Source organism: Pseudonocardia thermophila, assembly GCF_900142365.1.
Taxonomy (GTDB): Bacteria; Actinomycetota; Actinomycetes; order Mycobacteriales; family Pseudonocardiaceae; genus Pseudonocardia; species Pseudonocardia thermophila.
In genome coordinates, this window is record NZ_FRAP01000026.1 from 1 (window position 1) to 25283 (window position 25283).

General features: G+C 74.0%; 23 protein-coding genes, 1 tRNA gene, 1 pseudogene and 1 riboswitch. Of the genes and pseudogenes, 11 read left to right on the forward strand and 14 right to left on the reverse strand.

Going from position 1 to position 25283, the window contains the following annotated elements; all coding sequences use genetic code 11:
• Window positions 1-417: 417 nt before the first annotated feature.
• Window positions 418-2559: a bifunctional copper resistance protein CopD/cytochrome c oxidase assembly protein gene (locus tag BUE41_RS26620; RefSeq protein ID WP_073460092.1), complete on the reverse strand. Its 2142-nt coding sequence runs from the start codon at window positions 2557-2559 to the stop codon at window positions 418-420.
• Window positions 2560-2633: 74 nt separating this feature from the next.
• Between BUE41_RS26620 and BUE41_RS30515 the strand changes: the two genes are divergently transcribed.
• Window positions 2634-3137, forward strand: coding sequence for a hypothetical protein (locus BUE41_RS30515; RefSeq protein WP_143172373.1), 504 nt, complete (start codon window positions 2634-2636; stop codon window positions 3135-3137).
• 92 nt (window positions 3138-3229) lie between these two features.
• Here BUE41_RS30515 and BUE41_RS26630 read toward each other — a convergent pair whose 3' ends face one another.
• Window positions 3230-5188: a putative bifunctional diguanylate cyclase/phosphodiesterase gene (locus tag BUE41_RS26630; protein WP_143172374.1), complete on the reverse strand. Its 1959-nt coding sequence runs from the start codon at window positions 5186-5188 to the stop codon at window positions 3230-3232.
• A gap of 44 nt (window positions 5189-5232) precedes the next feature.
• Window positions 5233-6033, reverse strand: coding sequence for a PP2C family protein-serine/threonine phosphatase (locus tag BUE41_RS26635; RefSeq protein WP_073460094.1), 801 nt, complete (start codon window positions 6031-6033; stop codon window positions 5233-5235).
• Window positions 6034-6099: 66 nt separating this feature from the next.
• Between BUE41_RS26635 and BUE41_RS26640 the strand changes: the two genes are divergently transcribed.
• Window positions 6100-7857: an N-6 DNA methylase gene (locus BUE41_RS26640; RefSeq protein ID WP_073460095.1), complete on the forward strand. Its 1758-nt coding sequence runs from the start codon at window positions 6100-6102 to the stop codon at window positions 7855-7857.
• On the opposite strand, the gene BUE41_RS26645 is transcribed toward BUE41_RS26640, so the two are convergent.
• Genes BUE41_RS26645 through BUE41_RS26655 form a run of 3 tightly spaced genes read right to left on the reverse strand, consistent with a single transcriptional unit; the run spans window position 7854 to window position 10219 of the window.
• The gene (locus tag BUE41_RS26645; RefSeq protein ID WP_073460096.1) at window positions 7854-8516 is read right to left on the reverse strand and encodes a GOLPH3/VPS74 family protein; all 663 of its coding nucleotides are present in this window, start codon (window positions 8514-8516) and stop codon (window positions 7854-7856) included. The genes BUE41_RS26640 and BUE41_RS26645 overlap by 4 nt on opposite strands.
• Window positions 8517-8573: 57 nt before the next feature.
• A complete protein-coding gene (locus tag BUE41_RS26650; protein WP_073460097.1) occupies window positions 8574-9332 on the reverse strand; it encodes a hypothetical protein in 759 nt (252 codons plus the stop codon).
• On the reverse strand, window positions 9329-10219 hold the full coding sequence (locus BUE41_RS26655) for an ABC transporter ATP-binding protein (RefSeq protein WP_073460098.1): 891 nt from the start codon (window positions 10217-10219) through the stop codon (window positions 9329-9331). Before BUE41_RS26655 ends, BUE41_RS26650 begins: the two co-directional genes overlap by 4 nt.
• A gap of 120 nt (window positions 10220-10339) precedes the next feature.
• Here BUE41_RS26655 and serA point away from each other — a divergent pair, with 120 nt between their 5' ends.
• On the forward strand, window positions 10340-11539 hold the full coding sequence (gene serA, locus BUE41_RS26660) for a phosphoglycerate dehydrogenase (protein WP_073460099.1): 1200 nt from the start codon (window positions 10340-10342) through the stop codon (window positions 11537-11539).
• On the opposite strand, the gene BUE41_RS26665 is transcribed toward serA, so the two are convergent.
• Window positions 11540-12487, reverse strand: a complete 948-nt coding sequence (locus BUE41_RS26665; protein ID WP_234997601.1) for a patatin-like phospholipase family protein — start codon at window positions 12485-12487, stop codon at window positions 11540-11542.
• A 386-nt stretch (window positions 12488-12873) separates the two neighbouring features.
• Window positions 12874-12947: transfer RNA gene (locus BUE41_RS26670), tRNA-Arg, on the reverse strand.
• 114 nt (window positions 12948-13061) lie between these two features.
• Between BUE41_RS26670 and BUE41_RS26675 the strand changes: the two genes are divergently transcribed.
• Window positions 13062-14033 (forward strand): small ribosomal subunit Rsm22 family protein, encoded by a 972-nt coding sequence (locus tag BUE41_RS26675; RefSeq protein WP_073460100.1) that lies wholly within the window; start codon window positions 13062-13064, stop codon window positions 14031-14033.
• On the opposite strand, the gene thiD is transcribed toward BUE41_RS26675, so the two are convergent.
• The 3 genes from thiD to BUE41_RS26690 all read right to left on the reverse strand — a co-directional run bounded on the left by thiD (window position 13982) and on the right by BUE41_RS26690 (window position 17766).
• Complete coding sequence (gene thiD / locus BUE41_RS26680; protein WP_073460101.1) at window positions 13982-14845, reverse strand: bifunctional hydroxymethylpyrimidine kinase/phosphomethylpyrimidine kinase; 864 nt, start codon at window positions 14843-14845, stop codon at window positions 13982-13984. The two genes, BUE41_RS26675 and thiD, sit on opposite strands and share 52 nt — an antisense overlap.
• Window positions 14836-14933, reverse strand: a riboswitch (TPP riboswitch). It overlaps the preceding gene by 10 nt.
• Before the next feature lie 10 nt (window positions 14934-14943).
• Window positions 14944-16827, reverse strand: a complete 1884-nt coding sequence (locus BUE41_RS26685; protein ID WP_073460102.1) for an FAD/NAD(P)-binding protein — start codon at window positions 16825-16827, stop codon at window positions 14944-14946.
• 117 nt (window positions 16828-16944) lie between these two features.
• Entirely contained in the window at window positions 16945-17766 is an 822-nt protein-coding gene (locus BUE41_RS26690; protein WP_073460158.1) for an N-formylglutamate amidohydrolase, read from the reverse strand.
• 119 nt (window positions 17767-17885) lie between these two features.
• Between BUE41_RS26690 and BUE41_RS26695 the strand changes: the two genes are divergently transcribed.
• Window positions 17886-18371: an Hsp20/alpha crystallin family protein gene (locus tag BUE41_RS26695; protein WP_073460103.1), complete on the forward strand. Its 486-nt coding sequence runs from the start codon at window positions 17886-17888 to the stop codon at window positions 18369-18371.
• Between the two features lie 73 nt (window positions 18372-18444).
• On the opposite strand, the gene BUE41_RS26700 is transcribed toward BUE41_RS26695, so the two are convergent.
• The gene (locus BUE41_RS26700) at window positions 18445-19146 is read right to left on the reverse strand and encodes a GntR family transcriptional regulator (RefSeq protein WP_234997603.1); all 702 of its coding nucleotides are present in this window, start codon (window positions 19144-19146) and stop codon (window positions 18445-18447) included.
• A gap of 105 nt (window positions 19147-19251) precedes the next feature.
• Between BUE41_RS26700 and BUE41_RS26705 the strand changes: the two genes are divergently transcribed.
• The 3 genes and pseudogenes from BUE41_RS26705 to BUE41_RS31530 all read left to right on the forward strand — a co-directional run bounded on the left by BUE41_RS26705 (window position 19252) and on the right by BUE41_RS31530 (window position 21548).
• Window positions 19252-20013: a LamB/YcsF family protein gene (locus tag BUE41_RS26705; RefSeq protein ID WP_073460160.1), complete on the forward strand. Its 762-nt coding sequence runs from the start codon at window positions 19252-19254 to the stop codon at window positions 20011-20013.
• Window positions 20013-20618, forward strand: a pseudogene (gene pxpB, locus BUE41_RS31525) (5-oxoprolinase subunit PxpB); the annotation flags it as partial. The gene BUE41_RS26705 and the pseudogene pxpB, both read left to right, overlap by 1 nt.
• Before the next feature lie 63 nt (window positions 20619-20681).
• Window positions 20682-21548, forward strand: coding sequence for a 5-oxoprolinase subunit C family protein (locus BUE41_RS31530; protein WP_200804124.1), 867 nt, complete (start codon window positions 20682-20684; stop codon window positions 21546-21548).
• A 39-nt stretch (window positions 21549-21587) separates the two neighbouring features.
• Here BUE41_RS31530 and BUE41_RS26715 read toward each other — a convergent pair whose 3' ends face one another.
• Window positions 21588-21977: a PaaI family thioesterase gene (locus BUE41_RS26715; protein WP_073460105.1), complete on the reverse strand. Its 390-nt coding sequence runs from the start codon at window positions 21975-21977 to the stop codon at window positions 21588-21590.
• A gap of 87 nt (window positions 21978-22064) precedes the next feature.
• On the opposite strand from BUE41_RS26715, the gene BUE41_RS26720 reads away from it, so the two are divergent.
• Both BUE41_RS26720 and BUE41_RS26725 read left to right on the forward strand, forming a co-directional pair.
• A complete protein-coding gene (locus BUE41_RS26720) occupies window positions 22065-22865 on the forward strand; it encodes a helix-turn-helix domain-containing protein (protein WP_073460106.1) in 801 nt (266 codons plus the stop codon).
• Between the two features lie 10 nt (window positions 22866-22875).
• A complete protein-coding gene (locus BUE41_RS26725) occupies window positions 22876-23655 on the forward strand; it encodes an enoyl-CoA hydratase-related protein (RefSeq protein ID WP_073460107.1) in 780 nt (259 codons plus the stop codon).
• On the opposite strand, the gene BUE41_RS26730 is transcribed toward BUE41_RS26725, so the two are convergent.
• A complete protein-coding gene (locus BUE41_RS26730; RefSeq protein WP_084755928.1) occupies window positions 23642-24244 on the reverse strand; it encodes a TIGR03086 family metal-binding protein in 603 nt (200 codons plus the stop codon). The genes BUE41_RS26725 and BUE41_RS26730 overlap by 14 nt on opposite strands.
• A 77-nt stretch (window positions 24245-24321) precedes the next feature.
• Here BUE41_RS26730 and BUE41_RS26735 point away from each other — a divergent pair, with 77 nt between their 5' ends.
• Window positions 24322-25161 carry an NAD-dependent protein deacetylase gene (locus tag BUE41_RS26735; protein WP_407691687.1) on the forward strand — a complete coding sequence of 280 codons (840 nt, stop codon included), beginning with the start codon at window positions 24322-24324 and terminating at the stop codon, window positions 25159-25161.
• Window positions 25162-25283 lie beyond the last annotated feature (122 nt).

A 25283-nucleotide genomic window follows, 5' to 3' on the forward strand; every position in this document is an offset into this window, starting at 1 on the left:
CGGGGAAAGGCGAGCCCGCCAAACGCAAACTGGCACAAAATCCAGTCAACAATAGCTCGACACACTGTTGAGTTCTCAAAAGACACCCGCACACCAAACTCGAACCGGTTGGGTTCTCGCTCGGGGCGTTTTCCACCGTAGCACTCCCGCGATCCCGGGGGATCGAGGGGGTCCTCGGCGGGGGCGGCCAGCGGGCCTGTTGACCGGGCTCCGAGGCCCGTTCTGTCCGGCTGTCTCGCTGACGGGAACTAAGTTACGCCACGCCGCTCGGGCCCGTCAAACCGGGGTACCCCATGACGGATGACCTGCGGCAACGCCGGTCGTCGCAGCGAGCCCGCGACGAACGGTCCGACCCCGTGACCATACCGCGACCCGGCCGCGAAGTCACGTTAACGGCCTGTGAACAGCACGAACGCGTCATCGTCCGGCCGCTCCGCCGTCGGCGCGCGGCGTCTCCGTGACCTCCGCGGCCGCGCCGGACTCGTTCGTGTGACCTGCGACATCCTCTTGCTGCCGCTCGTCGACGACGAACGGCTCCTCCCCCGCCGCCAGTCGGCGGAGCATGGCGTTGTAGGCCACCAGCTCGGCGTCCCCGTCGGCGTCGGCCCGGCGGTCACCGCGCTCGGCGGACCGCTCGTCCTGGCGTGACCACTGGATCAGCAGCGCCAGCACCACGATGAGCAGCGGGATCTCCCCGGACGCCCACGCCACGCCGCCCCCGAGCTGCTGGTCGCGCAGCGGATCGAGGACCCACGGCAGGCCGAGGGTGCGGTAGAAGTCCCCGCCGATGACGGAGTTCGCGCTCATCAGCGTGATGCCGAAGAAGGCGTGGAAGGGCACCGACACGAACAGGATGCCCAGCCGCGCGGCGGGCGGCAGCCGCCGCGGCGCCGGGTCGATCCCGATCAGCGGCCAGAAGAACAGCATGCCGACGATCAGGAAGTGGAAGTTCATCGCGACGTGCGCCCAGTGCTCGCGCAGCGCGAGGGGGAACAACCCCGTGAAGTACAGCGCGTAGTAGCTGCCCACGAACAGCACGAGCGCCACCAGCGGGTGGGTGAGCCAGCGCGACACCGGTGAGTGGATCGCCGCCAGCAGCCACTCCCGCGGTCCGGGCGGGGCGTCCCGGCCCGCCGGGGGCAAGGCGCGCAGCGCGAGGGTGATCGGTCCGCCCAGCACCAGCAGGATCGGGACCAGCATCGACAGCAGCATGTGCTGGGCCATGTGCGCGCTGAACATCGCCGGCGCGTAGACACCGATGCCCGAGCTGGTGCTGACGAGCAGGGTGGCGCAGCCCGCGAGCCACGCGATCGTGCGCCCGACCGGCCACACGTCCCCCCGCGTGCGCAGCCGCCGCACGCCCAGCAGGTAGGAGAGCGCGAGCAGCACCGCGCCGGTGCCGAAGATCAGGTCGAACCGCCAGGCGAACAGCAGGTTGGCCAGGTCCGGCGGGCCGGGCAGGTCGTAGCCGATCAGCACCTCGGTCCGCGACGGCAGTCCCTCCCCCGTGTCCGGCGGGGCGGAACGGCCGAGCGCAACGGCCAGTCCCATGGTCACGCCCATGAGCAGCACCTCGACCGCGGCGAGCCGTACGAGCGCCGACGTGCGCCCGGCCGCCGCCTCGGGGACCGTGCGCCGCCGGTGCAGCGCGCCCAGCACGCCGAGCACCAGCAGCGCCGTGACCTTGAGCAGGATCAGCAGGCCGTAGAAGGAGCCGAACAGCGCGGGCAGCGGGATCCGCACCACCGTGTTGATCACGCCGGTCAGCGCCAGCACCGCCCAGCAGACCAGCGCCAGCCGGGAGAACCGCGGCACCGCCGTCGCGAGCGCAACCGTCCGGTCCGAGCCGCGCGCGGCGGCCAGCACGACCACCGCGGCCAGCCCGCCGACCCACAGCGACGCCGCGAGCAGGTGCAGCACCAGGCTGTTCGTCGCGACGTCGTGCGCGCCACCGCTGGAGGAGTGCCCGGTGAACGCGACCGGAAGCGGGCCGGCCAGCGACACCCCGAACAGCACCGCCGTCCAGCCCCAGCTCAGCACCGTCCGGGTGCCCGCGAGGACGATGAGCGCGAACACCGAGGTGAGCGTCCACGCCCAGGCCGTCGCCAGCCGCGGCACGAGGTCGACGAGCAGGCCGAGATCGAACACGTCGGTGACCGGGCGACCCAGTGCGTCGGCGACGCTCAGCGGGATCATCAGCAGCGCCGCGACCGACCACGCCGCTGCCGTCCAGAACGCCACCCGCACCGCGCGGAACCCGGCGACGTCGAGGTAACCGGACTTCTGCGGAGGCACGAGGAAGCTCGCCAGCAGCAGCGCCCCGATCGTGAGCACCATGCTCACCTCGGCAAGCGCCCGCATCGCCGGCAGCCCGACGTTGGTCAGCTCGCCGGGGTCGGGGAGCCCGAGCGCGACCAGCGGGCGCGACCCCGTGGCCGCCACGAGCACCGCCGCCACGAGCACCGCCACCGCGACCGCGACCACCAGGAGGGCTGCGGTGCGCGGCGAGCGCCGATCGACCGCGCCTGGTCGGTTGTCCTCGGCCGTCACCTGCGACATGCCGACCAGGCTATGCCTCCTCCCGACGGTCGAGTCCGCTGCGTGGCCGAGGCGGGCGCGCGACGCTGCCGGTGATGTCCGCATCCGCGCCACCCCTGCTGGGGAGGCTCACCGACGGCCGCGGCACGACGTCAGCCACCTGGACCGTCGCGCCGCTGACCGGTGCGGAGCACGTCGCGGAGCTCGTGCCGGACGGCCGCCGCGGTCGAGATGGTGGCGGGCTCCGGTCGGGTCCGGACGGCGGTCGTCGCCCCGCCGGTGTGGTCGAACGCACTGGACGGGTTGTGCCTCACCGCGGTCGTGGCCGGGGCCGCCGGGTGCTGCTGCCCGCGGGCGCGCTCGTCGTCGTGACACCGTCTGCGGCGGCGCGGACGCCCGCCCAGCTGCGGGCGCGGGCCGTGCACCGGCACAGCTGGCCGAACCGGTCGGGGTCGGACGACGTGGGCTGGCTGCTCGCCGTGGCCGACGTCGCCGTCGTCGCGCACGACCGGGCCGTGTTCACGATCGACCTTCCGCAGGCCGGAGCCGAGGAGCTGGCAGCGGAACTGTCGGCATCGGGGTTGTGGCCGCCGCGGTAGGCGCCGCAGCACGTCGACGGGCTCACCGCCGAGGCCGGAGGGGGACGCTGGCCGGTGCCGCCGCTCCGGTTCGTCGCCCGCCGCTGACGTCGCTACGCCGGGAGCTCCGCCTCGCTGCCCTGGATCAGGGCGGTGAGCGGCGCTGGGCGGCCGAGGTGGTAGCCCTGCCCCTGGTCGACTCCGATCCGGCGCAGCTCGACGACCAGCTGCGGCCGGTCCACCTGCTCGGCGACGGTGACCAGGCCGAGCGGGCGGGCGAGCGCCACCACCGCCCCGACCAGCGCGCGGTCGGTGGCGGACTGGTCGACCTGGGCGACGAAGTCCCCGGCGATCTTGACCGAGGTGAACCGCAGGTGCTTGAGGTAGGCGAAGGAGCCGAACCCGGCGCCGAAGTCGTCGAGGGCGAACCCGACGCCGGCGTCGATGAGTGTGCTGGCGAGATCGCGGGCGGCGGTGAGCTCGGTGATCGCGACGGTCTCGGTGACCTCCACACCGAGCCGGTCGGGCAGGACGTCGTGGCGGCGCAGCTGCTCCAGGATCCAGGCGCCGAGGTCGCGGTCCTCCAGGGAGCGCCCCGACAGGTTCGCCTGCAGGCGCAGCCCGGTCGCCCGGGCCCGGGGCGTGGCCAGCGCCCGCACCGCTTCGCCGACCACCCAGCGGTCCAGCCGGTGCACGAGGTCGGTGCGCTCGACCGGCGGCAGGAACTCGGCGGGCCCCAGCGGTGGCTCCTTCCCGTCGCACAGCCGCAGGAGCAGCTCGTACCGGCTCACCCGGCGGGTACGCAGATCGATGATCGGCTGGGCGTGCAGGGCCATCGCGCCGTCGTCGAGGGCCGCCGCGACCCGGCGCAGCAGGTTGACCCGCCGGCCCGCGGTGCGTTGCAGGTCCTCGGTGTAGCTGACGGCGCGCCCACCACCGGTGCGTTTGGCCTCATCCAGCGCGAGTCCGGCGTGGAAGAGGGTGGTGTCGACGTCCCGGACGATCTCGGCGACCCCGGCGCTGACGGCCACCTTGATCAAGCCCCCGCCCGCCGGGATCGGCGTGCGCGCGACCATCGCGCACAGCCGGGCACTGGCCGCGAGCGCCTCGGCGACGCTGTGCTCGGGCAGCACCACGGTGAACCGGTCACCACCGATGCGCCCCAGCAGGACCTCACCCCCGGCCTCGCGCAGCAGCAGTCCGGCCAGCTCGCGCAGCACCTCGTCCCCGGTGGTGACGCCGTGCACCTCGTTGATCTCCGTCAGCTTGTCGACGTCGATGACGACGACGGTGCCGCCGGCACCCGCCGCGCACTCGGCGAGCTCCGTCAGCACCCGGTGCCGGCTGGCGACCCCGGTGTGCGGGTCGTTCGCGGCGAGGAAAGCGAGAGCGGTGCGCGTCGCCTGCATCTCGGTGACATCGCGGGCGGTCCCCAACAGCCGCAACGGCCGCGCGGTCGCGGCGTCGAGGACCACCGATCCGCGCAGCTCGACGGTGCGCAGGTCGGCGCGGTCGGAGCGGAAGAACCGCACGGTGCGGCCCCAGCTCTCGCCGGAGCGAAGCGCATCGGTGAGCGTGCGCTCGAGGCCCTCCATGTCGTCGGGGTGCACGAGGGCGGCGAGCAGCTGCCGGTCGATCACGACGTCGGCGGGCAGGCCGAGCATCGCGGGCAGCTCGGGCGACCAGCGCGCCCGGTCGGCCACCACGTCCCAGTCCCAGGTCGCGGTGCCCGGAACCGCGGTGATCGGGCCGCCGTCGTGCTCGGTCTCGTCGACCAGCTGGATCAACCGCCCGTCCGCCAGGTCCTGCCGGGTGGCCCGCCACCAGCGCACGGAGCCGTCCGGGGTGGGCCAGCGCAGGCACACGGGTTCGTCGCGGACCCCGGCGAGCAGCTCGACCGGCCCGTCGGGTCCGTCCCACCGGCCGCCGTACGGCTCGACCAGCCTGGTGGCTGCGGCGTTGTGCCAGCGCACTCCGCCGCCGTCGACGAGGACCATCGCCGTGGTCGTCGCGTCCGCCGCGGCGACCACCCTGCCCATCAGGTCAAGGGGCAGATCGAATCGGTGCGCCACACGGGGTCCTCTCTCGCGGGCGACCGCCCCGCTCACTCGGGGACTCAGGTTCCCCCGGCCTGCTCGGCCGCCGCCCCCACGATGAGCGGCACCTGCTCCGTGGGAGCAGACTCCTCCACCAAGTCGGCGACGATGCAGGTGATGTTATCCGGGCCGCCGCCGGCGTTCGCCCGTTCGATGAGCTTCGCTACAGCGCCTGCCCGCTCCGGTTCGCCCGCGAGGACCTCGCGGATCTCGTTGTCGCCGAGCACCGCGGTCACCCCGTCGGAGCAGATGAGGTACCGGTCACCGATCTGGCCCTGGTGCTCGAACAGGTCCGGCTCCGCGACGGTGCCGTCCTGCAGGGTGCGGATGAGCCACGAGCGCCGCGGGTGCTCTGCCGCCTCCTCGACGGAGATGCGGCCTTCGTCGACCAGGGCCTGCACCAGCGTGTGGTCGCGGGTCATCCGGGTCAGCTCGCCGTCGCGCAGCAGGTAGGCGCGCGAGTCGCCGATGTGCAGGACCCCGATGCGGGTGCCGTCGACGAGGAAGGCGACGACGGTGGTGCCGGTGCCGCGCATCTCCGGCTCGGCGTCAGCGAGCGCCGTCAGCCGCGCCGAAGCGTCCTCGATGGCCTCCGACAGCTTCTCGAGCAGGTCGACACCGCTCAGGTCGGTGTCGGCGAGTCGCCCGGCGAGATCGAGGAACGCGGTGACCGCTACGGTGCTCGCCACCTCACCGTGTGCGTGGCCACCCATGCCGTCGGCGAGGGCGAGCAACCGGGCGCTCGTCGCGGCCGAGTCCTGGTTCATCGACCGCCGCCGACCGGTGTCAGAACCGGCGGCGGAGCGCAGCGTCGGGGCCATGATGACAGGTTCTCATGCTGTGAACACGCTTCACAAGCGGGTTGCGTGTGAACTACCGTCTCGTGCGTGGTTGGGGACACGACCGTGAGCACGGGCGAGATCGCCCGGCTCGGCGGCGTGGGCCGCGCGGCCGTGAGCAACTGGCGGCGCCGCCACGACGACTTCCCCGAACCCGTCGCCGGAACCGCGTCGAGCCCGCGCTTCGCGCTGTCGGAGGTCGAGGCCTGGCTGCGCCGCAACGGCCGCAGCTACCGCCTGTCCCCCGCGGACCTCGCCTGGCAGTGGCTGCGCCCGCGAGGCGACGACCTGCACCTGACCTCCCGGCTCGCCGACGTCGGCGATCACCTGCTCCACGAGAACCGCGCCCTGCGCCCGGAACTGCGCCGGGCGCTCGACGAGCTGGTCGAGGCCGTGGGCCCGGCCGCAGCCTTCGAAGAGCTGTGCACCCGCCTGCGCGGGGTGCTGCGCTCGCGGACGGAGCCGAGCGAGGAAACAGCGCTGGCCATGGCCCGCATCGCGCTGCCGCGGCCCGGCACGCTCCTCGACCCCGCGTGCGGCACCGGCGGGCTGCTGCTCACCGCGGCCCCGCGGCGGGCGATCGGTTGCTGCGCCGATCCCGCGCTGGCTCGCATCGCCACCGCCCGGCTGCAGCTGGCCGGGATCGACGGCCAGGTCCACGCCGTCGACGCGCTGCGGGACGGGCCGCCGGACCGCCTGGCCGACGGCGCCGTCTGCGATCCGCCCGGCGACCGCAGCCACACCGCCGCGCGGCTGGTCGGCGACCGCCGCTTCGCCTACGGCCTCCCGCCGCGATCCGAGCCGGAGCTGGCGTGGTTGCAGCACTGCCTCGCCGCCGTCGTCCCGGGCGGGACGGTGGTGGTGCGGATGCCGGCGCCCGCCGCGGACCGCCGGGCCGGCCGACGCATCCGGGCGAACCTGCTGCGCTCCGGCGCCCTGCGCGCCGTGCTCACGGTCGCCGACGGCGACCTGTGGGTGCTGCGCCGCCCCGCGCCCGACGCCGAACCGCCCTCGTCGGTGCTGATGGCGCGTGGCTCGGCCGAGGAGGTCGTCGCCCGTTGGTCGGCGTTCCTCGCCGGGCGCGAGATCACCGGCGACGCCCGCGTCGTCCCGGTCGTCGAGCTGCTCGACGACGCCGTCGACATCGCCCCGGAGCGCCGGCTCCCCCGCGTGCCCGGGCCGGATCCCGCGGCCGCCTACGCCGAGCTGCAGGCCCGCCGGCCGCAGGTCGCGGAGGTGCCCCAGCTGATCCCGCTCGCCGAGCGGCGCGACCTGCCCACCGCCACCGTCGCGGAGCTGTCCCGGTCGGGCGCCGTCCGAGCCCGCACGGCGTCCGCCGGCACCGTGCTGGGCGAGGGCGACATCGCCGTGCTGACCGTCGCCGACCTGGCGACCGGGTCCCGCCCGACCGGGCGCACCACCCCGAGCCGGGCGCTGGTGCGGACCCGACCCGGTGATGTCGTGGCCTCGCCGATGGGCCGGGTGCGGGTCGCCGAGGAACGGGCCGTGCTGGGTCCGGGGCTCGTCGCCTACCGGGTGGATCCCGAGCGGATCGACGCCGAGTTCCTCGCCGGTGTGCTGCGCTGCTCACCGGCCGCCGCCGGGTCCGGCTCGGCCCGCTACGGCCAGCGCGCCCGCGTGCCGCTGCTCCCGCTGACCGAGCAGCGCCGCTACGGCAAGGCGTTCCGCGAGCTGCAGGACGCCGCCGACGCCGCCCGCGCCGCGGCCGAGCGGGCCGAGGAGCTGCAGCGGATCGGGGGCGTCGGCCTCGTCGAGGGCTGGCTGGTCCCCGGCCCGGAGGACTAGGAACCGCCTGCCGCCGCGCCGGCGACGGTGGCCGCGACGACCGCCGCCATCACAGTGGCCTGCACCGCCTGCACGGCCTGCGCCACCGCCGAGCCCGCCCAGTCGCCCTCGGCGACCTGCTTCGCGCGGGCCCGCAGCGCACGCCGATCCCCCGCGACGACCTTGTGCTCGGCCTTCACGGCGTAGAGCAGCGACACCAGCGCGGCCTGCCGAGCGTCGGGCTCGGCAGCCGCCGTCAGCACAGCAGCGAGCCCGCCCTGCAGCGCCGCCCGCGGGCCGGGATCGGGGAAACGCCACGTCGTGGTCGGGATGAGGCCGAAGATGCGGTTGCGTTCGGCGGTCAGGATCCCGGCGTCGACGAGCCGGGCGAACACGGCCGACCGCATCTTCGCCAGCCGCTCCACTGCGCCCGCCGCGCGCCGCTCCTTCGGGCCGAGGCGGTCGATCGCGGCGTCGAGCAGCGGGTTACCGGTCGGCCCGCCGACGACCGCGACCCGTGCCTTCGCGCCCGTCCCGGTGACCGCGATGCGCTCGGCGCCCGCTAGATCGAACAGCAGCGCACCGGCGACGGCGCGGTCGAACGCCGTGCCGTCGACGACCGGCTTCCCGGTCGTCGGGTCGACGAGCAGGAGCGCGAGGTCCTCCGCGAGCGTGCTCATGGGTTCTCCTTACCCGAAACTGCGAGGGCGGCGGTACTGACAGCCGTCATCGATCCGTCATGCATCGCGCACTTCGGCCCGCCAGGCCGCCGTCCCGACCATCCCGGTGAGCCACCCGACGAGCAGCAGCGCTGCCGGGGCCGCCGCGAGGTACTCGGCACCGGCGGGATCGGCCACCCCGGACAGCCCGTGCACGGCGGCGGCCGGCAGCAGCGGCGCGAGCAGCGACAGCCCGGGGAACCACCCGACCACCGCCGGCACCAGCAGCAGCCCGAGCGCGCCGGCCACCCCGCCGCCCGTGCTCCGGGTCAGCACCGCACCGGCCAGCCCCGCGACGGCGTAGAGGACGGGACCGGTGGCGTTGCCGGCCAGCGACCGCAGGAGCGTGCCGTCGATGGGGACCGGATCGCTGCCCGCCAGCAGCAGCGCGCCCTGCCCGACCGCGGCGCACAGCACCGCCGCCACCGCGGCCACGACCACCGCGATCGCACCCACGACGACCGCCTTCGCCACGACCACGCGGGTGCGCCGCGGCGTGAGCAGGTAGGTGGGCACGACGGTGCCGGTCGCGTGCTCAGCGCCGCCGACCAGCGCCCCCAGCACGGTCAGGACGACGGCGGTGACGTCGATGCCGACCAGCGCAGCGCTCACGACCTCGGCGGGCAGCGCCCCGGCGACGGACACGTGCTGGGTGATCGGCAGGCTCGCGACGAAGACCGCGGCCAGCACGACCGCCGCCCCGACGGCGACCAGGGCCAGCGCCGGCCCCGATCGCACCGTCAGGGCCTTGACCAGCTCGGACCGGACGACGGTCATGCCGCACCTCCGTGGGCGAGTGCGTGGAAGGTCTCCTCGAGACCGCGGACGTGGGTGGCGAGCTCGCGCAGCGCTATGCCGCGGTCCAGCGCGATGCGCCCCGCCGTCTCGGCGGCGAGCCCGCGCACGGTGAGCCCGTCGCCGTCCGGCTCGACGCGGCCGCCCGCCCACGCCAGCGCGGTGGCGAGCTCAGCTGTCTCCACCGGGTCAGCGGCGGTGACCCGCAGCACCGCGGTCCGGCCGAGCAGATCGGCGATCGCACCTGTGGCGATCAGCCGCCCGTGCCCGATGACGACGACGCGCTCCGCGGTGTGCTCCACCTCGTTCAGCAGGTGGCTGGACACGAAGACCGTGCGGCCCTGCGCCGCGAGCCCGCGCAACAGCTCGCGGACCCAGCGGATGCCGTCCGGGTCCAAGCCGTTGAGCGGCTCGTCGAGCAGCACGACCTCGGGGTCGCCGAGAAGGGCGCCGGCGATGCCGAGGCGCTGACGCATGCCGAGGGAGTACCCGCCGACGCGGCGGTCCGCCGCGCCCGCGAGCCCGACCGCTTCGAGGACCTCGTCGACGCGGACCCGTCCGATCCCGGCCGCCACCGCCATCCAGCGCAGGTGGTCGCGCCCAGTGCGGCCCGGGTGCGCGCAGCGCGGGTCCAGCAGCGCGCCGACCGTGCGGACCGGGTGCTCCAGGTCCCGGTAGCGGCGGCCGCCGATCGTCGCCGTCCCGGCCGTCGGCGCGTCCAGCCCGAGGATCATCCGCATCGTCGTCGACTTGCCGGCGCCGTTCGCACCGAGGAACCCGGTGACGGCGCCCGGCTCGACGGTGAACGACAGGTCGTCCACCGCCAGCACGTCGCCGTACCGCTTCGTCAGACCGGCCACAGTGATCATGTCCCCCGACTCCTTCCAAACCGGTCGGAAGAATGACTGACCGATCGGTAAGTGCGCTACCTACTTCAGTCGGTGCGGGGTCCGCCGAACTGGGTGGACACACCGAACTAACCTGAACACGTGAAGGCCCTCCTCCTCGAGAACATCCATCCGGTCGCGACCCAGGCTCTGCGCGACGCCGGGTACGAGGTCGAGACCCGTCCCCGGTCGCTCTCCGAGGACGAGCTGGTCGAGGCGCTGCCCGGAGTGTCGCTGCTGGGCATCCGGTCGAACACGCACATCACGCCGCGAGTGCTGGACGCCGGCAAGGACCTGCTGGCCATCGGCTGCTTCTGCATCGGCACGAACCAGGTGCACCTGGCCGAGGCCGCCGCGCGCGGCATCGCGGTGTTCAACGCGCCGTACTCGAACACCCGCAGCGTCGTCGAGCTGGTGATCGGCGAGATCATCGCGCTGGCGCGGCGCCTGCTGGAGAAGTCCGAGCGCATGCACCAGGGTGTGTGGGACAAGTCGGCGAAGGGCAGCCACGAGATCCGCGGCCGCACGCTCGGCATCGTCGGCTACGGCAACATCGGCACCCAGCTGTCGAACGTCGCCGAGGCGATCGGCCTGCGCGTCGTCTTCTACGACACCGCCGACCGGCCCGCGCACGGCAACGCGCGCCGCTGCCGTTCGCTCGACGAGCTGCTCGAGGTGTCCGACATCGTCAGCCTGCACGTCGACGGCCGCCCGGGGAACGCCGGCATGTTCGGGGCGGAGCAGTTCGCGAAGATGAAGCCGCGCTCGATGTTCATCAACGCCTCGCGCGGCATGGTCGTCGACGAGGTGGCGCTGCGCGACCACATCCTGTCCGGGCACATCGCGGGCGCGGCGATCGACGTCTTCCCGATCGAGCCGAAGGCGCAGGGCGACCCGTTCGACTCCCCGCTGCGGGGTCTGGAGAACGTCATCCTCACCCCGCACGTCGGCGGCTCCACGCAGGAGGCCCAGGAGGAGATCGGGCACTTCGTGTCCGGCAAGTTCCTCGCCTTCGTCAACCAGGGCAGCACCGCGCTCTCCGTGAACCTGCCGGCGGTGGCGCCGCCGCACCCGCAGGGCGCGTTCCGCATCGGTTACCTGCACACCAACGCCCCCGGGGTACTGGCGAACATCCAGCAGCTCATCGCCGAGGCCGGCGCCAACGTCGTCGGGCAGACCCTCACCACCCTGGGCGACCGCGGCTACGTCATCACCGACACCGATCGCCCGCTGTCGGAGTCGCAGCTGGCCGAGCTGCGCCGCTCGCCGCACACCGTGTGGTTGCGCACCTACCAGCTTTGATCACGCGGACTCGGCGGCCCGGTCGGTCGCGCACGGCGCCAGCGCCGACCGGGCCACCTCCCGCCCGGTCGCGACGGCGGCCCGCAGCAACCGCGGCCGCCGCTCCGTCCGCCCGATCCGCGCGCTGCCCAGGGGCGGCCGGATCTGCAGCACCCCCGGGTGCGAGGCCAGCAACTCCTCCTCTTCCGCCCGCGTGACCTCGCGCCGCAGCCACGCCTCGAACGCCCCGGGCGCGTGCCGGGCGAACCACCGCGCCAGCACCAGCCGCTCACCCCGTGACGGAGGCCGCACGTGCTCGTCCTCCTGCCGGGTCCGCAGCACCACCAGGTGCGTGGCTCCCTGTTCGAGCGCGGCCCGCACCGGCACCATCGCGGTCACCCCGGAGTCGATCAACCGTCGTCCCCGCAGCTCGACCGGTTCCCCCGCCAGCACCGGCATCGCCGTCGACGCCCGCAACGCGACCTGCAGATCCACCGGGTCGGCGATGTCGTCGTGCAGATCGACCATCCGGCCCGTCGCCGCGTCCGTGGCCAACGGGTGGAACTCCACCGGGTTCGCCAGGATCTCCGTGAACCCCATCGGCAGGACCTCGGTGTAGACCGTGTGCACCAGGTACCGGGTGTCGACGACCGGCCGCCCCTGCAGCAGCCGCCGCGGATTGATCGTCGTCCGCATGATCGTCCGGTCCCACCACGCGTGCATCGACCGCGCCGCCCGCCCGCACAGCAGCCACGCCCCGTTCAGCGACCCCGCCGAACTCCCGTACACGGCGTCGAAGAGCGGGAGCAACCCCAGCTCCTCGATCGCGACCGTCATCCCGCTCGAGTAGGCACCGCGTGAGCTCCCGCCCTCCACGAGCAGCACCACTCGCGCGTCGTCGCGCCGGTCACCCGGGGTGCTGCCCTGCCGCATCCGCTCGCGCAGGACCTGCAGGACGCTCTCCGTCACCCGCTCCGATCTCCGTTCCCCGCTCGACGCCCCCGGCACGGACCGGCCTGCGGGCACCAGGGTACGCAGCAGCGCCGTTCCGGGGAACGCGTGTGCACAGGCCGAGAATCCGGTCCCGGCGGCCGTCTTTCCGGCGGGTTCTTGGACGGGCGCCGGGTGACGCCGATTTCTTCTGCGTGGTTGTGGAAGGCACGGTAGCCGTTGCCGTTGGTGAAGCTCGTCGTACCACCGTCTTCATAGCGGATCGGGGCGTCGCCATTTCGTCGATCATGCGGTCAGGTCCACCTCGGTCCCGATGCACCCGGCCGTCGGGCCCAAGCAGCACGGCGCCGACCGGCCGGTTCCGGTCAGCAGGCCACGCGCGCCAGCGTTTCCGCTGGTAGAAGCGCCCCCGGCAGGATTCGAACCTGCGACCAAGAGATTAGAAGGCTCCCGCTCTGTCCAGCTGAGCTACGAGGGCGTGTCCGGCGGACCGGACAGCGCAATAGGGTAGCGCGCCCAGGTGAGGACCCCCTGCTACCGGCTCGATCCGGCGGTCGGATCATGGTTGCCCATCGTCGACGACGGAGCGCTCATGACCGATCTGCCCGAGGCGCTGCGCGACGGGCTCGACGCGGCGTTGGCCGGGTTCCCGCCGACGCGGCTGTCGAGTGGGGTGCAGCGGCTCATGTCCGCCTACCGGTCCGGTGGCCCGGCCTCCGCCCCGATCCTGAGGTCCGATGTGGATGTCGCGGCGTACGCGGCCTATCGGATGCCGGCGACGTTCGCGGCGGTGCGGGCGGCGCTGCGGCAGGTCGCGGAGGCGGTGCCGGACTGGGCGCCGCGATCGCTCTCCGACGTGGGCGGCGGCACCGGAGCCGCGGCGTGGGCGGCGGTCGCTGCGTTCCCGTCGCTGCGGGCGGTCACCGTGCTCGACCAGGTGGCGGCCGCGCTGACGTTCGGCCGCAGGCTGGCCCGGCACAGCGCGGAACCGGCGCTGCGCGGCGCGGCCTGGCAGCGGTGGCGGGCGGGTGCCGACGTGCCGGCCGCCGACCTGGTGACGATCGCGTACCTGCTCGGCGAGCTGACGCCTGCTCAGCAGGAGACGGTGCTGACGGCCGCGCTCGCGACCGGCGGCGCGATCGCGGTGATCGAGCCGGGCACGCCGGAGGGCTACCGCAGGGTCCTCGCCGCGCGCGCCGCGCTGCTCGCGCACGGGCACACGATCGTCGCGCCGTGCCCGCACCAGCTCGGCTGTCCGCTGGAGACGGGCGACTGGTGCCACTTCCCCGCGCGGGTGCCCCGCTCAGCGCTGCACCGCCAGCTCAAGGCCGGGCAGCTCGGCTGGGAGGACGAGAAGTTCGCGCTGGTCGTCGCGATGCCCGGCCCGCCGCCGGCGGTGCCGGGCCGGGTGCTGCGCCATCCCCGCTACCGCAAGAACCTGGTGACGCTGCAGGTGTGCACCGCCGCCGGCACCACGGCGACGGCGACCGTGACGAAGCGGGAGGGCCAGCGCTACCGGGCCGCGCGCGACGTCTCCTGGGGCGACGCCTGGCCGCCCACCTGAGCGGCCAGCTCCCACAGCTGCGCGAAGTGCGAGACCGGCCCGTGACCGCGGCCGACGTTCAGCTCGTCGGCTGCCGCGAGGCTCGCGGTGAGCCAGCGCTTCGCCCCGTCGACGGCCTCCTCCCACGATCCGAGCCGCACCCGCAGCGTCGCCACCGCCGACGAGAGCGAGCAGCCGGTGCCGTGCGAGTTGTTCGTCTCGATGCGGGCCGCGGCGAACTCGGTGACGCTGCCGTCCGGGCCGACCAGCGCGTCCGGAGCCTGCGGGCCGGCGAGGTGGCCGCCCTTGGCGAGCACGCGGACGTCGTGCGCGGCGGCGAGGCGCCGGGCCTGGTCGAGCACGCCCGGCCACTCGGTGGCGACCGGCTCCTTCACCAGCACGGCCAGCTCGGGCATGTTGGGCGTGACCAGGTCGGCGTGGGTGAGCAGCCCGCGCACGGCCTCCTCGGCCTCCGGGGCGAGCAGCCGGTCGCCGCTGGCCGCGACCATCACCGGGTCCAGCACCACCGCTGGCGGCTGCACCCGCACGAGCCAGTCGGTCACCACGCCGATGATCTCGGCGTTGAACAGCATGCCGATCTTGACCGCGTCGATCTCCACGTCGTCGCTCACGGCGTCGAGCTGCTCGGCGAGGAACGACGGCGGCGGTACGTGGATCGAGCGCACCCCGCGGGTGTTCTGCGCGACGAGCGCGGTGACCGCGGCCATCCCGTACCCGCCGTTCGCGGCGATGCTCTTGAGGTCGGCGTGGATCCCGGCACCCCCGGTCGGGTCGGTCCCAGCGATGCTGAGCACGCGCGGCACGGCCACCATGGCGACATCCCTTCGTCAGCATGACCTGAATCAGGTTCGACGGGTGTGCTCTCAGCCCGGACGGTTCCGGGCACCCCGTGTCGTGCCCCCACCTTACGTCAGGCCGCGGCCTGCGACGCCCCCGTCATCACCTTCAGCACGGCCCGGGCGAGCGCGTCGTTGTGCCGGAACGACAGCGAGTTCGTGCCGGGCCGGGTGAACGCACCCGGCAGCTTCACGGTCGTGTGCGGACCGGCTGCGAACCGGCGCGGATGGACCCGGCCGGTCGCGTCGACGATCGCGCCGTCGCTCGGGCGGGTGCGGATCTGGCCGGTGTTGCGCAGCACGGTGTCGTCGTGGTCGACGATCACTGCCTCGACGACCTCGCCCGCCCGTACCAGGCTCGCGAGCAGCGCATCGGTGCTGCGGGAGGCGCTCGGGTCCGGCAGCCGCGCCTCGACCAGCGCCCTGGCCTGCACCGGCGGCGCGGTGGGCAGGGTGGCGCTGGTGGCGCGGAACCCCTCAGGGACAGCCTCGATCGCCATGCCGGCGCCGAGGAACCGCACGAACCCGGCCTCGGAGAGGGCGAGCAGCTCGCGGACCCGGAACCCGGGCGGGCCGCTGGCCACCCCGTTGAAGAAGCCCTGCCACCAGCTCACGTCCTCGGCCTCCGAGCGCGGCGTGAGCAGGCCGGAGCCCATGATCCGGGCGGCCTGGGCGTAGACCGACAGCATCGCGACGAAGGCGCCGAGGTGCGGGGTGTGTGCCGGGTCGACGTGCTGGCGCAGGTCCTCGGCGATCTTGGCGCGGACGATCGGCTGCAGCGCGTCCAGGTCGGGCGCGATCACCCCGGCGAGCGGGCTGTGCAGCGCGGCGAGATCGATCCGGTCGACCGGGTCCGGCACGGCGTGCTCGATCAGGGCGCGCATCTCGGGGCCGTCCCAGTCGGCCGCGGCGAAGGCCTCCGCGAACTCGGCCCACGGCAGCCGCACCCGATCGGGATGGCCCTGGAACAGCTCGTGGTACCAGCCCCAGGCGATCTCCTTCGCCATCAGCGGCCACACCTGCCGGCGCAGGTCGATCGGCTCGCCGGCGTCGAGGAACGCCCCGACCTGCGCGTCGCCGAGGAACCGCGGCAGCGGCGGTGGACCACCGCGCAGGTCGTAGTGGGTCTTCGCGTGGTACGGCATGCCGCGCGGCGACCCCGCGACGATGTACGGCTCCTGTCCCGACGGCACGTACCGCAGGCCGTCGCCCTCGGGTTCGAAGCGGCCGCCGCGACCCTCGTAGAGCAGGACGAGGAGATCGATGAACGCCAGCCCCATGCCGCGCACCAGCACCGTCTCCCCCGGCACCAGCACCGACAGGTCGGAGTCGCTGGTCTGCTCGGGCGGCAGGTAGACAAGGCCGTGCTGGCGCGCGTGCTCCAGCAGGGCGAGTTCGTCGTCGGTCGGGGTGGCGTCGAGGTGGCCGGAAGCGAGCACGACGGCGTCGACTCGCAGCGGCGCTCCCTCCTCCAGTTCGACGACCTGCGCCGCGCCGTCGTCGGCGAGCCCGATCGCGCGGGTGCGGTGGAAGTGCACGCGCACGCCGTCGGGCAGGTGCGCGAGCAGGTCGGCCAGCACCCACTCCAGGTAGCGGCTCTGCAGCCGCCTGCTGGGGAAGCTGGAGGCGGTGATCGAGCGCAGCTCGGCGGCCAGCTCGGGCTCGAACGCGGCCGGGTCGGCGTGCTCGCGCGCCCAGTCCCAGAACGAGGGGCCGGGCCGGATCGGGCCCTCGCACACCACCGACTCGTCGGTGTACATCGTGACGTCGGCGGCCATCGAGTTCATCGCGAGCAGCGGCGACTGCGCGTGCCGCCAGATCCGCCCGGCGCCCGGCGGGTACGGGTCGATCAGGTGGACGTCGAGCGGGCCGCCGCCCAGCTCCGGGTGGTTGGCGGCGAGGCGCTCCAGGATTCCGGTTCCGCGCGGTCCCGCACCGATCACGGCGATGGCGGGCATGGATGGTCCTCTCGTCGAACGGCGGGCAGGGATCAGCCCGCCGCTGCGAGAGCAGCGTGGGTACGGCAGAGATCGACGTGCCACCTGCGCGTGAGCCGCGTACCCATCGCCTCGACTTTAGCCCGGCACCCCGCCCACCACGAAGTCGGTGATCCCCGCCGACAGGGTGTCCACGAGGTGGGCGAGCGCCCCGGCCAGCGCGGCGAACCCGTCCGTCGGCGGCCCGGCCGGCTCGACGAGGTAGCCGTCGCGACGGATCTCGATCATGAGCGCGGTGACGCGGTGGTCCCGGTGCCAGTGCGCGAGCGGCACGTAGACCCCGGAGAACGGGGTGTCGAGCCGGACGTCCATCCCGAACGCCGCCCGGGCCGCCGCGACCAGGTGGGGCGGGGTGTGGAACGCGTCGGTGCCGACGCAGACCGGCGGGCGCGGCCCGTTCGCGTGCAGCTCGTAGGGCAGCGACCTGCTCGGGTAGGAGTGGACGTCGATCAGGACGGCCCGGCCGGTCGCGGCGAGCCGGTCCTCAACGGCGGCGCGCACCGCCTCCGCCCACGGCGTGTAGAAGGCGGCGCGCAGAGCGGCGTGGTGCTCGGGATCGTCGGCGCGGATCCGCTGGCGGCGGGTGCCGTGCGTGTAGACCGCGGCCATGCCGACGGCGGCCATCTCCTCCCGCTCGTCGGGGAAGCGCTCCACGTCCACCACGAACCGCGAGATCGGGTTCACCAGCAGGTGCGGCCGCACGCGGGCGGCGTCGGCGGCCGCGGCGGCCAGCTCGTCGGTGCGGTGGTCGGTGAGCGCGGCCAGCTCGGCCGCGAGCTCGGCGTCGTCGAGGAGCAGATGTTCACGGGCCCAGTCGGGGATCTCGGTGCCGGCGTGCGGCACGTGCAGCAGGACCGGGCTGTGCGGATCACCGGGGACGAGCACAACACCAGTGTGCATGACGCACATCACGGATGGAGTCGGATCGACTGAAGGGAATTGAGTCGTGTCGACTCACGTTCAAGGGGATGTCGGGTCGGAGGGACCGACCCCCGAGAGCACGAGGACTGGAGGACACGATGAGCACCCTCTCCCTGTGGACCCGGCGCGACCCCTTCGCCGAGTTCGACCGCTTCTTCGACGTCGACCGCTTCTTCGCGACCCCGATCCGCAGCGCGAGCTTCACGCCCGCCGCCGAGGTCGTCCGCGACGGTGACGACGCCCTGGTCCGCCTGGAGGTTCCCGGGCTGGACGCCGAGAAGGACGTCACCGTGGAGGTCGACCGCGGCCGCCTCATGATCCGCGGCGAGCGGCGCGACGAGCGGTCCGAGGAGAAGTCCGGCCGCATGCTGCGCGAGGTTCGCTACGGCTCCTTCGCGCGGTCCTTCGCCCTGCCGGCGCACGTCACCGCCGACGCGGTGACCGCGAGCTACGACGCCGGCATCCTCACGATCCGCGTCGCCGGCGCCTACGCGGCCCCGTCCACCGCGACCCGCATCGCGGTGACCACGGGCGAGCGCCCGGCCGTGGAGGCGGCGAAGGAGGAGACCCCCGCGGCGGCGTGATCGCCGGGGGTTGGTCCGTGACGTAGGTGCAGGTGCGCCCCTCTCCGCCGGGCGGAGAGGGGCGCACTGCCGTTCACAGCTTGGCGTAGGCCTCCAGCAGCTGCGCCTCGGCCTCGTCGAGGTAGTCGGCGAGCTCCTGCTCGGCCGCTTCGCGATCGCCCTGCTCGATCAACGCGCAGACGCGGTCGTTGCGGCCGACGAACGGCTCGTGGAACTCGCGCACCTCGGGCATGCGGTGGAAGATCAGCCGCATCTCGGCGAGCAGCAGCGCCATCTGCTGCTCCAGCCGCGGGCTGCCGGCGAGCGCGACGAGCGCGCGGTGGAAGTGCTGGTTGGCACTGGCCACCGCGGGCCAGTCACCGGCCGCGACGGCCTTCTGCCCCTCGGTGACCGCGGCGCGCAGGGCCGCGATGCGCACGGGATCGGCGTCCTCGCCCCAGCGGATGGCAGCGCGCTCGATGAGCCGGCGGGCCCGGTAGACGTCGCGGACGTCGTCGATGTTCGGGGTCGCGACGTAGACGCCCCGGTTGGGATGGCGGACGAGGACCCGCTCGGTGACGAGCTGGCTCATCGCCTCCCGCATCGTGTTGCGCGAGACCCCGAGCAGCTCTGCGAGTTCGGTGTCGGGCAACCTGGTACCGGGGCGCAGCCGCCCTTCGACGACCTCTTCGCGGACGGCGTTGGCGGCGCGCTCAGCAGTGGTGCTGCCCGTGACCGCCGACCGGGCCAGGCCCAGATGCGCCAGGGAGCCGGATGCGGGATCGACGACGGTCACGGACGTGATGGTAGTACCCGGCGTTCACATGCCCTCTTGTAGGATTGTTGAACAATCCATATGCTCACCGCACCGAGCCGCGGACCGACCCGGGAGGCTGTGCTGATGCGGATCGATCTCAACTCCGATCTCGGCGAGTCGTTCGGGCGCTGGCAGCTGGGCGACGACGAGGCGATGCTCGAGGTCGTCAGCTCCGCCAACGTTGCCTGCGGCTTCCACGCCGGCGACGCCACCACCCTGCGCCGCACCTGCTCGGGCGCGAGCGAGCGGGGCGTCGTCGTCGGGGCGCAGGTCGGCTACCGCGATCTCGCCGGCTTCGGCAGGCGGTTCATCGACGTCCCGCCGAACGAGCTGATCGACGACATCGTCTACCAGCTCGGCGCCCTCGACGGGATCTGCCGGGTGTCCGGCACCCGGATCCGCTACGTCAAGCCGCACGGCGCGCTGTACAACGCGGTCGTGCACCACGAAGCCCAGGCGGAGGCGGTCGTCGCCGCCGTCGCCGCCTACGATCCGTCCCTCCCCGTGCTCGGCCTGCCCGGCTCCGCGCTGCTGAAGGCCGCCGAGTCGGCCGGACTGCGCACGGTGCGGGAGTTCTTCGCCGACCGCGGCTACACCCCGGCGGGCACCCTCGTGCCCCGCACTTCGCCGGGCGCGCTGCTGCACGATCCCGACGAGGTCGCCCAGCGGGTGCTGCGGATGGTGGGCGACGGCGTCGTCCCCGCCGTGGACGGCACCGACGTCAGGGTCGAGGCTGAGTCGATCTGCGTGCACGGCGACTCCCCCGGCGCCGTGGAGCTGGCCTCCGCCGTCCGGTCCCGCCTGCGGGACGCCGGGGTGGAGATCGTCTCGTTCGTGGAAGCCTGATGGACGTTCGTCCCTGCGCCGACGCGGGGCTCCTGTTCGAGCTGGCGACGCTCGACGAGGTGCTGGCACTCGCCGCCGCCGTCCGCAACGCGGACCTCGACGGGGTCGTCGACGTCGTCCCGGCCGCGCGGTCCCTGCTGCTGCGCACCGTGCCCGGCACGGACCTGCGCGGCCTGCGCAAGCTCGTGCTCGACCTGCCCCTCGACGTCGCGGCCACCCGCCGCGCGGGCGGCACCGTCGAGATCCCCGTCGTCTACGACGGCCCCGACCTGGGCGAGGTGGCCCGGCAGACCGGCCTCACGCCCGAGGAGGTCGTCGCCGCCCACACCGGCAGCGAGTGGACCGTCGGGTTCGGCGGGTTCGCCCCCGGATTCGCCTACCTCGCGGGCGGCGATCCGCGGCTGACCGTCGCCCGCCGGCCCATCGCCCGCACCCGCGTCCCGGCTGGCTCGGTCGGCCTCGCCGGGGAGTTCAGCGGCATCTACCCGCGCGAGTCGCCCGGTGGCTGGCAGCTGATCGGCCGCACCGACGTCGTCCTCTGGGACGCCGACCGCGATCCGCCCGCGCTGCTGCAACCGGGATCGCGGGTGCGGTTCGTGCAGGTCGAGCGGCTCTCCGGGGAGCCGCGCCCACCCGCCCGCCGGGCCCCGGTGATCGACGGGCCACGCGTGCTGGAGGTGCTCGCCACCGGCGCGCAGGCGCTGGTGCAGGACCTCGGCCGACCAGGCCACGCCGCCACGGGCGTCGGCGCGTCGGGGGCAGCTGACCGCTGCGCGCTGCGGCTGGCGAACCGGCTCGTGGCCAACCCCGAGGACGCCGCCGCGATCGAGGTGACCTTCGGCGGGCTGGCCGTGCGGGCCGGGAGCGATCTGCGGGCGCCGCTGCTGGTCGCGCTCACCGGGGCACCAGCGCCGGCCACCGTCGACGGCAAGCCGGTCGGCCACAACGCGCTCGTCCGGCTGGGCCCCGGGCAGACACTGCGGCTGGGCACCCCGCCCACCGGGCTGCGCACCTACCTGGCCGTCCGCGGCGGGATCGACGTGCCGCCGCTGCTCGGGTCCCGCGCCACCGACGTGCTGGCCGGGTTCGGCCCGACGCCGCTGCAACCGGGGACGGTGCTGCCGATCGGCCCGGAACCGGACGCCCACCCGCTGCTCGACGTCGCACCAGTCGCGCCGCCGCCCGCCGACACCGTCACCCTGCGTGCGGTGCTCGGGCCCCGCGCGGACTGGGTGCACGACCCAGCGAGCCTGCACGGCTCCACGTGGACCGTGTCCGACCGCAGCGACCGCGTCGGCATGCGGCTCATCGGCGGCGGCCTCACCCGCTGCCGCGACGAGGAGCTGCCCAGCGAGGGCATGGTGCGCGGCGCGATCCAGGTGCCACCGGGTGGGGAGCCCGTGCTCTTCCTCGCCGACCACCCGGTGACCGGCGGCTACCCCGTCGTCGCGGTCGTGCTCGACGCCGACGTGGACCGGGCCGCGCAGGTGCGGCCCGGGCAGAGGATCCGGTTCCGGCTCGTCGACGAACCGTGATCCCGCAGCGCCGATGCCATCCCTTCAGCGCCCATCCCTTCAGCGCTGCACGGCCTGGGTCTGAGTGACCCGGGCCGCCAGCCGGCCGGCCGCGTCCGAGATCTCGGTGTCGACGACGATCACCGTGCGACCCACCCGCAGCGGCCGGGCCACCGCCTCGACGTGCCCGTCGACGACCGGGCGCAGGAAGTTCGTCGACGAGGTGATGGTGGCCGTTCCCGTGGCGCCCTCGGGCAGGTTGAGGAAGGCGCACACCCCGCCCGCAGCGTCGGCCAGCCCCATCAGCGCGCCGCCGTGCAGCACGGTCCCGTCGCGGGTCAAGGCCGGGTCCCAGGCCATCCGCAGCCGCACCTCGGCGGGGCTGACGGTCACGGCGGTGGCACCCAGCAGCTTCGTGAACGGCATGGCCGCGTACAGGTCGTCGTCCATGGGAGGAGTGTGTGCCGCCGGCCCTGCGCCGGTCGATGACCTCCGAGGTCATGGAACGGCGCCGCGCGGACCACTACCGTCGCCGGCATGTCGACCGCGACGGTGCCCACCACCTCGGCGTTCGGGCCGCTGCTGCGCGAGTGGCGGCGGCGCCGCCGGATGACCCAGCTCGACCTGGGGCTGGCCGCGGACGTCTCACCCCGGCACCTGTCGTTCCTGGAGACGGGCCGGTCGCGGCCCAGCCGGGAGATGGTGCTGCACCTCTCCGAGGAGCTCGACGTGCCGCTGCGCGCCCGCAACGAACTGATGATCGCCGCGGGGTACGCGCCCGCGTACACCGAGCACAGCCTGGACGACGCCGAGCTGACCGAGGTCCGCCGCTCGCTGGACACGATCCTGATCGGCCACGAGCCGAACCCGGCCGTGCTCGTGGACGGATCGTGGAACCTCGTCTCGGCGAACCGGGCGGTGGCGGTGCTCGTCGAGCTGATCGATCCCGACCTGATGAGCGGCACCCCGAACGTACTTCGCGCGAGCATGCATCCACGCGGACTGGCCCCGCACGTGGAGGATCTCGAGGAGTACGCGGCGCACCTGGTGTCGCGGCTTCGCCGGCAGGCGGAGCGCTCGGCGACCACCGGGCTGCGCGCGCTGCTGCGGGAGATCGTCGGCTACTGCACCGAGGCCGGCATCGACCCGAACGCGCAGCCGAAGGACCGCATCGTGCTGCCGCTGCGGATCCGCCACCCCGACGGTCCGCTGACGTTCTTCTCCACGGTGTCGGTCGTGGGTGCACCGCTGGACGTCACGCTCGACGAAGTGGCTGTGGAGACGTTCTTCGCCGCCGACGAGACCACGGCGGCGTACCTGCGCGAGCGGTTCGGCTAACGTCCGCTCCGTGACCGATGTTGCCGAGCTCGTCCACCTCGACGTCACCGACGGCGTCGCGACGATCACCCTGGACTCCCCCGCCAACCGCAACGCCCTGTCCGCCCAGCTGCGCCGCGAGCTGCAGGCGCACCTGGAGACGGCGATCGCCGACCCGGCGGCGCGGGTGATCGTGCTGACGCACACGGGCCGGGTGTTCTGCTCGGGCATGGACCTGAAGGAGTCCCGCGGCGCTGACGCCCAGCAGCAGGGCGTGAACGAGTTCCCGCGGATCCTCCAGACCATCTGGGAATCCCCGACCCCGGTGATCGCGCGCGTCGCCGGGCCGGCGCGGGCCGGCGGCGTCGGCCTGGTCGCGGCGGCCGACGTCGCGATCGCCGCCCAGGACGCGACCTTCGCGTTCAGCGAGGTGCGGATCGGCGTCGTCCCGGCGGTGATCTCGGTGGTGGTACTGCCGCGGCTCACCGAGCGGGCCGCGCACGAGCTGTTCCTGACCGGCGAGACGTTCGACGGCGTGCGCGCGGCCGAGATCGGGCTGGTCAACCGGGCCGTCCCGAGCGACGAGCTGGACGCCGAGGTCGCCCGCTACGCAGAGATGTTCCGGCTCGGCGCGCCGGGTGCGCTGGCGGCCACCAAGGAGATGCTGCGCGGCGACCGGTCGGCGCCCATGCCCGACCGGTTCGCCGCGATGCTCGAGCTGTCGGCCAGGCACTTCGCCGGCGAGGAGGGCCAGGAGGGCATGCGCGCCTTCGCCGAGAAGCGCCCGCCCGCCTGGGTCACGTCCGGCTGAGCGACCAGCGCGGATCACGGCCGGACTCGGCCAGCGCGCGCTCGAGCGTCGTCGCGTCCGACCCGGCCGGGACCTCGGCGCCGAACCAGCCGCCGTCCCGGCCCATCGGCGCGATCGCCCGCACCCCCACCAGCACGGCGTCGGCCAGCGCGGGCGGGACGGGCGGCAGCTCGCTGCCCGCGCCGCGCGCGACGTCCCAGGCGTGCAGGACGAGTTCGACGATCATCATCGAGCCGAGGTCAGCGGCCGGCATCAGGCTGCCGCCGAACGAGGCCTCGCCCGTCCACGCGGCGGGATCGGCCCAGGCTTCAGTGAGGCGCTCGCCCTGCTCGGCGATCAACCTCGGCCACTCGCTCTCCGGCCGTCCGGCCAGGTACGGGGCGGATGCGGTGGGATCCCAGTCGGGCTCGTGCGGCTTCTTGCGGCCGGCGTACTCGGCCAGCAGCATCCCGAACGCGACGTGGTCGACGAGTGTGCGGAGGGTGAAGTCGGGACACGGGGTCGGCGCGTCGTAGCGGGCCGGGTCCGCGGAGCGGACGGCGGCGACGACGACGTCGACAGCGCTCCTCATGTGGTCTGCGTGGTCCATGCGTCCACCCTCGCGGCCGGGGCGGCGTGGGTATTGGACGAACGCGACAGCGCGGCGGCACGGCTAGCCTGGTGCTCGTGCAGGTGCTGCAGGAGCCGGTCGACGCGGCGCTCGACGTGCTGGCCGGTCGCCCGCTGGTGGCGCTCACCGGCGCCGGGCTGTCCACCGACTCCGGCATCCCCGACTACCGCGGTCCCGGCTCGCCCCGGCGCACGCCGATGACCTACCAGGAGTTCGTCTCCGGGCCGGCGGCGCAGCGCCGCTACTGGGCGCGCAGCCACGTCGGGTGGGCGCGGATGGCGCGGGCCGAGCCGAACGACGGCCACCGCGCGCTCGTCGAGCTGGAGCGGGCGGGGCTGCTGCGCGGCGTGATCACCCAGAACGTCGACGGGCTGCACAGCGCCGCGGGCCAGCGCACCGTCGTCGATCTGCACGGCCGCATCGACACCGTGATCTGCCTCGGCTGCCGGCGCACGGGGGCGCGGGCGGCGCTGCAGGAGCGGCTGGCCGCGCTCAACCCGGGCTTCCTGGAAGCGGTGGGCGCAGCGATCGAGGCCGCCCCCGACGGCGACGCCGAGCTGGAGACGACCGCCGGGTTCCGCGTCGCCCCGTGCCCCGGCTGCGGCGGGGTGCTGAAGCCGGACGTCGTGTTCTTCGGGGAGAACGTGCCGAAGCCCCGCGTCGAGCGGGCGTTCGCGCTGGTCGACGAGGTGGCCGCCGCGGACGGTGCGCTACTCGTCGCGGGATCGTCGCTGGCGGTGATGTCGGGGCTGCGGTTCGTGCGGCACGCGGCCCGGATCGGCATGCCGGTGGTGATCGTCAACCGGGGTGAGACCCGCGGCGATCAGCTGGCCACGCTGAAGCTCGACGCCGGCTGCTCGGAGACCCTGCAGGCCCTGGCCGCGCACCTCCGCTGAGGTGTTCACCCCGGGTCACCAGCCGATGAGGCCCCCGCGTCGAGAACGAACCTGTGGTGATCAACAAGGCTTGTTGATCACCACGAGCTCGTTCTCGACGCAGTCCACCTCCCGGGACCTCA

Coding starts and splice junctions, on each gene's coding strand:
- BUE41_RS26655 (WP_073460098.1), bottom strand. CDS start 10,219: ATGATCACTGTGGCCGGTCTGACGAAGCGGTACGGCGACGTGCTGGCG.
- BUE41_RS26645 (WP_073460096.1), bottom strand. CDS start 8,516: ATGAGCACGCTCGCGGAGGACCTCGCGCTCCTGCTCGTCGACCCGACG.
- BUE41_RS26620 (WP_073460092.1), bottom strand. CDS start 2,559: ATGTCGCAGGTGACGGCCGAGGACAACCGACCAGGCGCGGTCGATCGG.
- BUE41_RS26635 (WP_073460094.1), bottom strand. CDS start 6,033: ATGGCCCCGACGCTGCGCTCCGCCGCCGGTTCTGACACCGGTCGGCGG.
- BUE41_RS26690 (WP_073460158.1), bottom strand. CDS start 17,766: ATGCACACTGGTGTTGTGCTCGTCCCCGGTGATCCGCACAGCCCGGTC.
- BUE41_RS26730 (WP_084755928.1), bottom strand. CDS start 24,244: ATGGACCACGCAGACCACATGAGGAGCGCTGTCGACGTCGTCGTCGCC.
- BUE41_RS30515 (WP_143172373.1), top strand. CDS start 2,634: ATGTCCGCATCCGCGCCACCCCTGCTGGGGAGGCTCACCGACGGCCGC.
- BUE41_RS26695 (WP_073460103.1), top strand. CDS start 17,886: ATGAGCACCCTCTCCCTGTGGACCCGGCGCGACCCCTTCGCCGAGTTC.
- BUE41_RS26720 (WP_073460106.1), top strand. CDS start 22,065: ATGTCGACCGCGACGGTGCCCACCACCTCGGCGTTCGGGCCGCTGCTG.
- BUE41_RS26685 (WP_073460102.1), bottom strand. CDS start 16,827: ATGCCCGCCATCGCCGTGATCGGTGCGGGACCGCGCGGAACCGGAATC.
- thiD (WP_073460101.1), bottom strand. CDS start 14,845: ATGGTGGCCGTGCCGCGCGTGCTCAGCATCGCTGGGACCGACCCGACC.
- BUE41_RS26715 (WP_073460105.1), bottom strand. CDS start 21,977: ATGGACGACGACCTGTACGCGGCCATGCCGTTCACGAAGCTGCTGGGT.
- BUE41_RS26650 (WP_073460097.1), bottom strand. CDS start 9,332: ATGACCGTCGTCCGGTCCGAGCTGGTCAAGGCCCTGACGGTGCGATCG.
- BUE41_RS26705 (WP_073460160.1), top strand. CDS start 19,252: ATGCGGATCGATCTCAACTCCGATCTCGGCGAGTCGTTCGGGCGCTGG.
- BUE41_RS26675 (WP_073460100.1), top strand. CDS start 13,062: ATGACCGATCTGCCCGAGGCGCTGCGCGACGGGCTCGACGCGGCGTTG.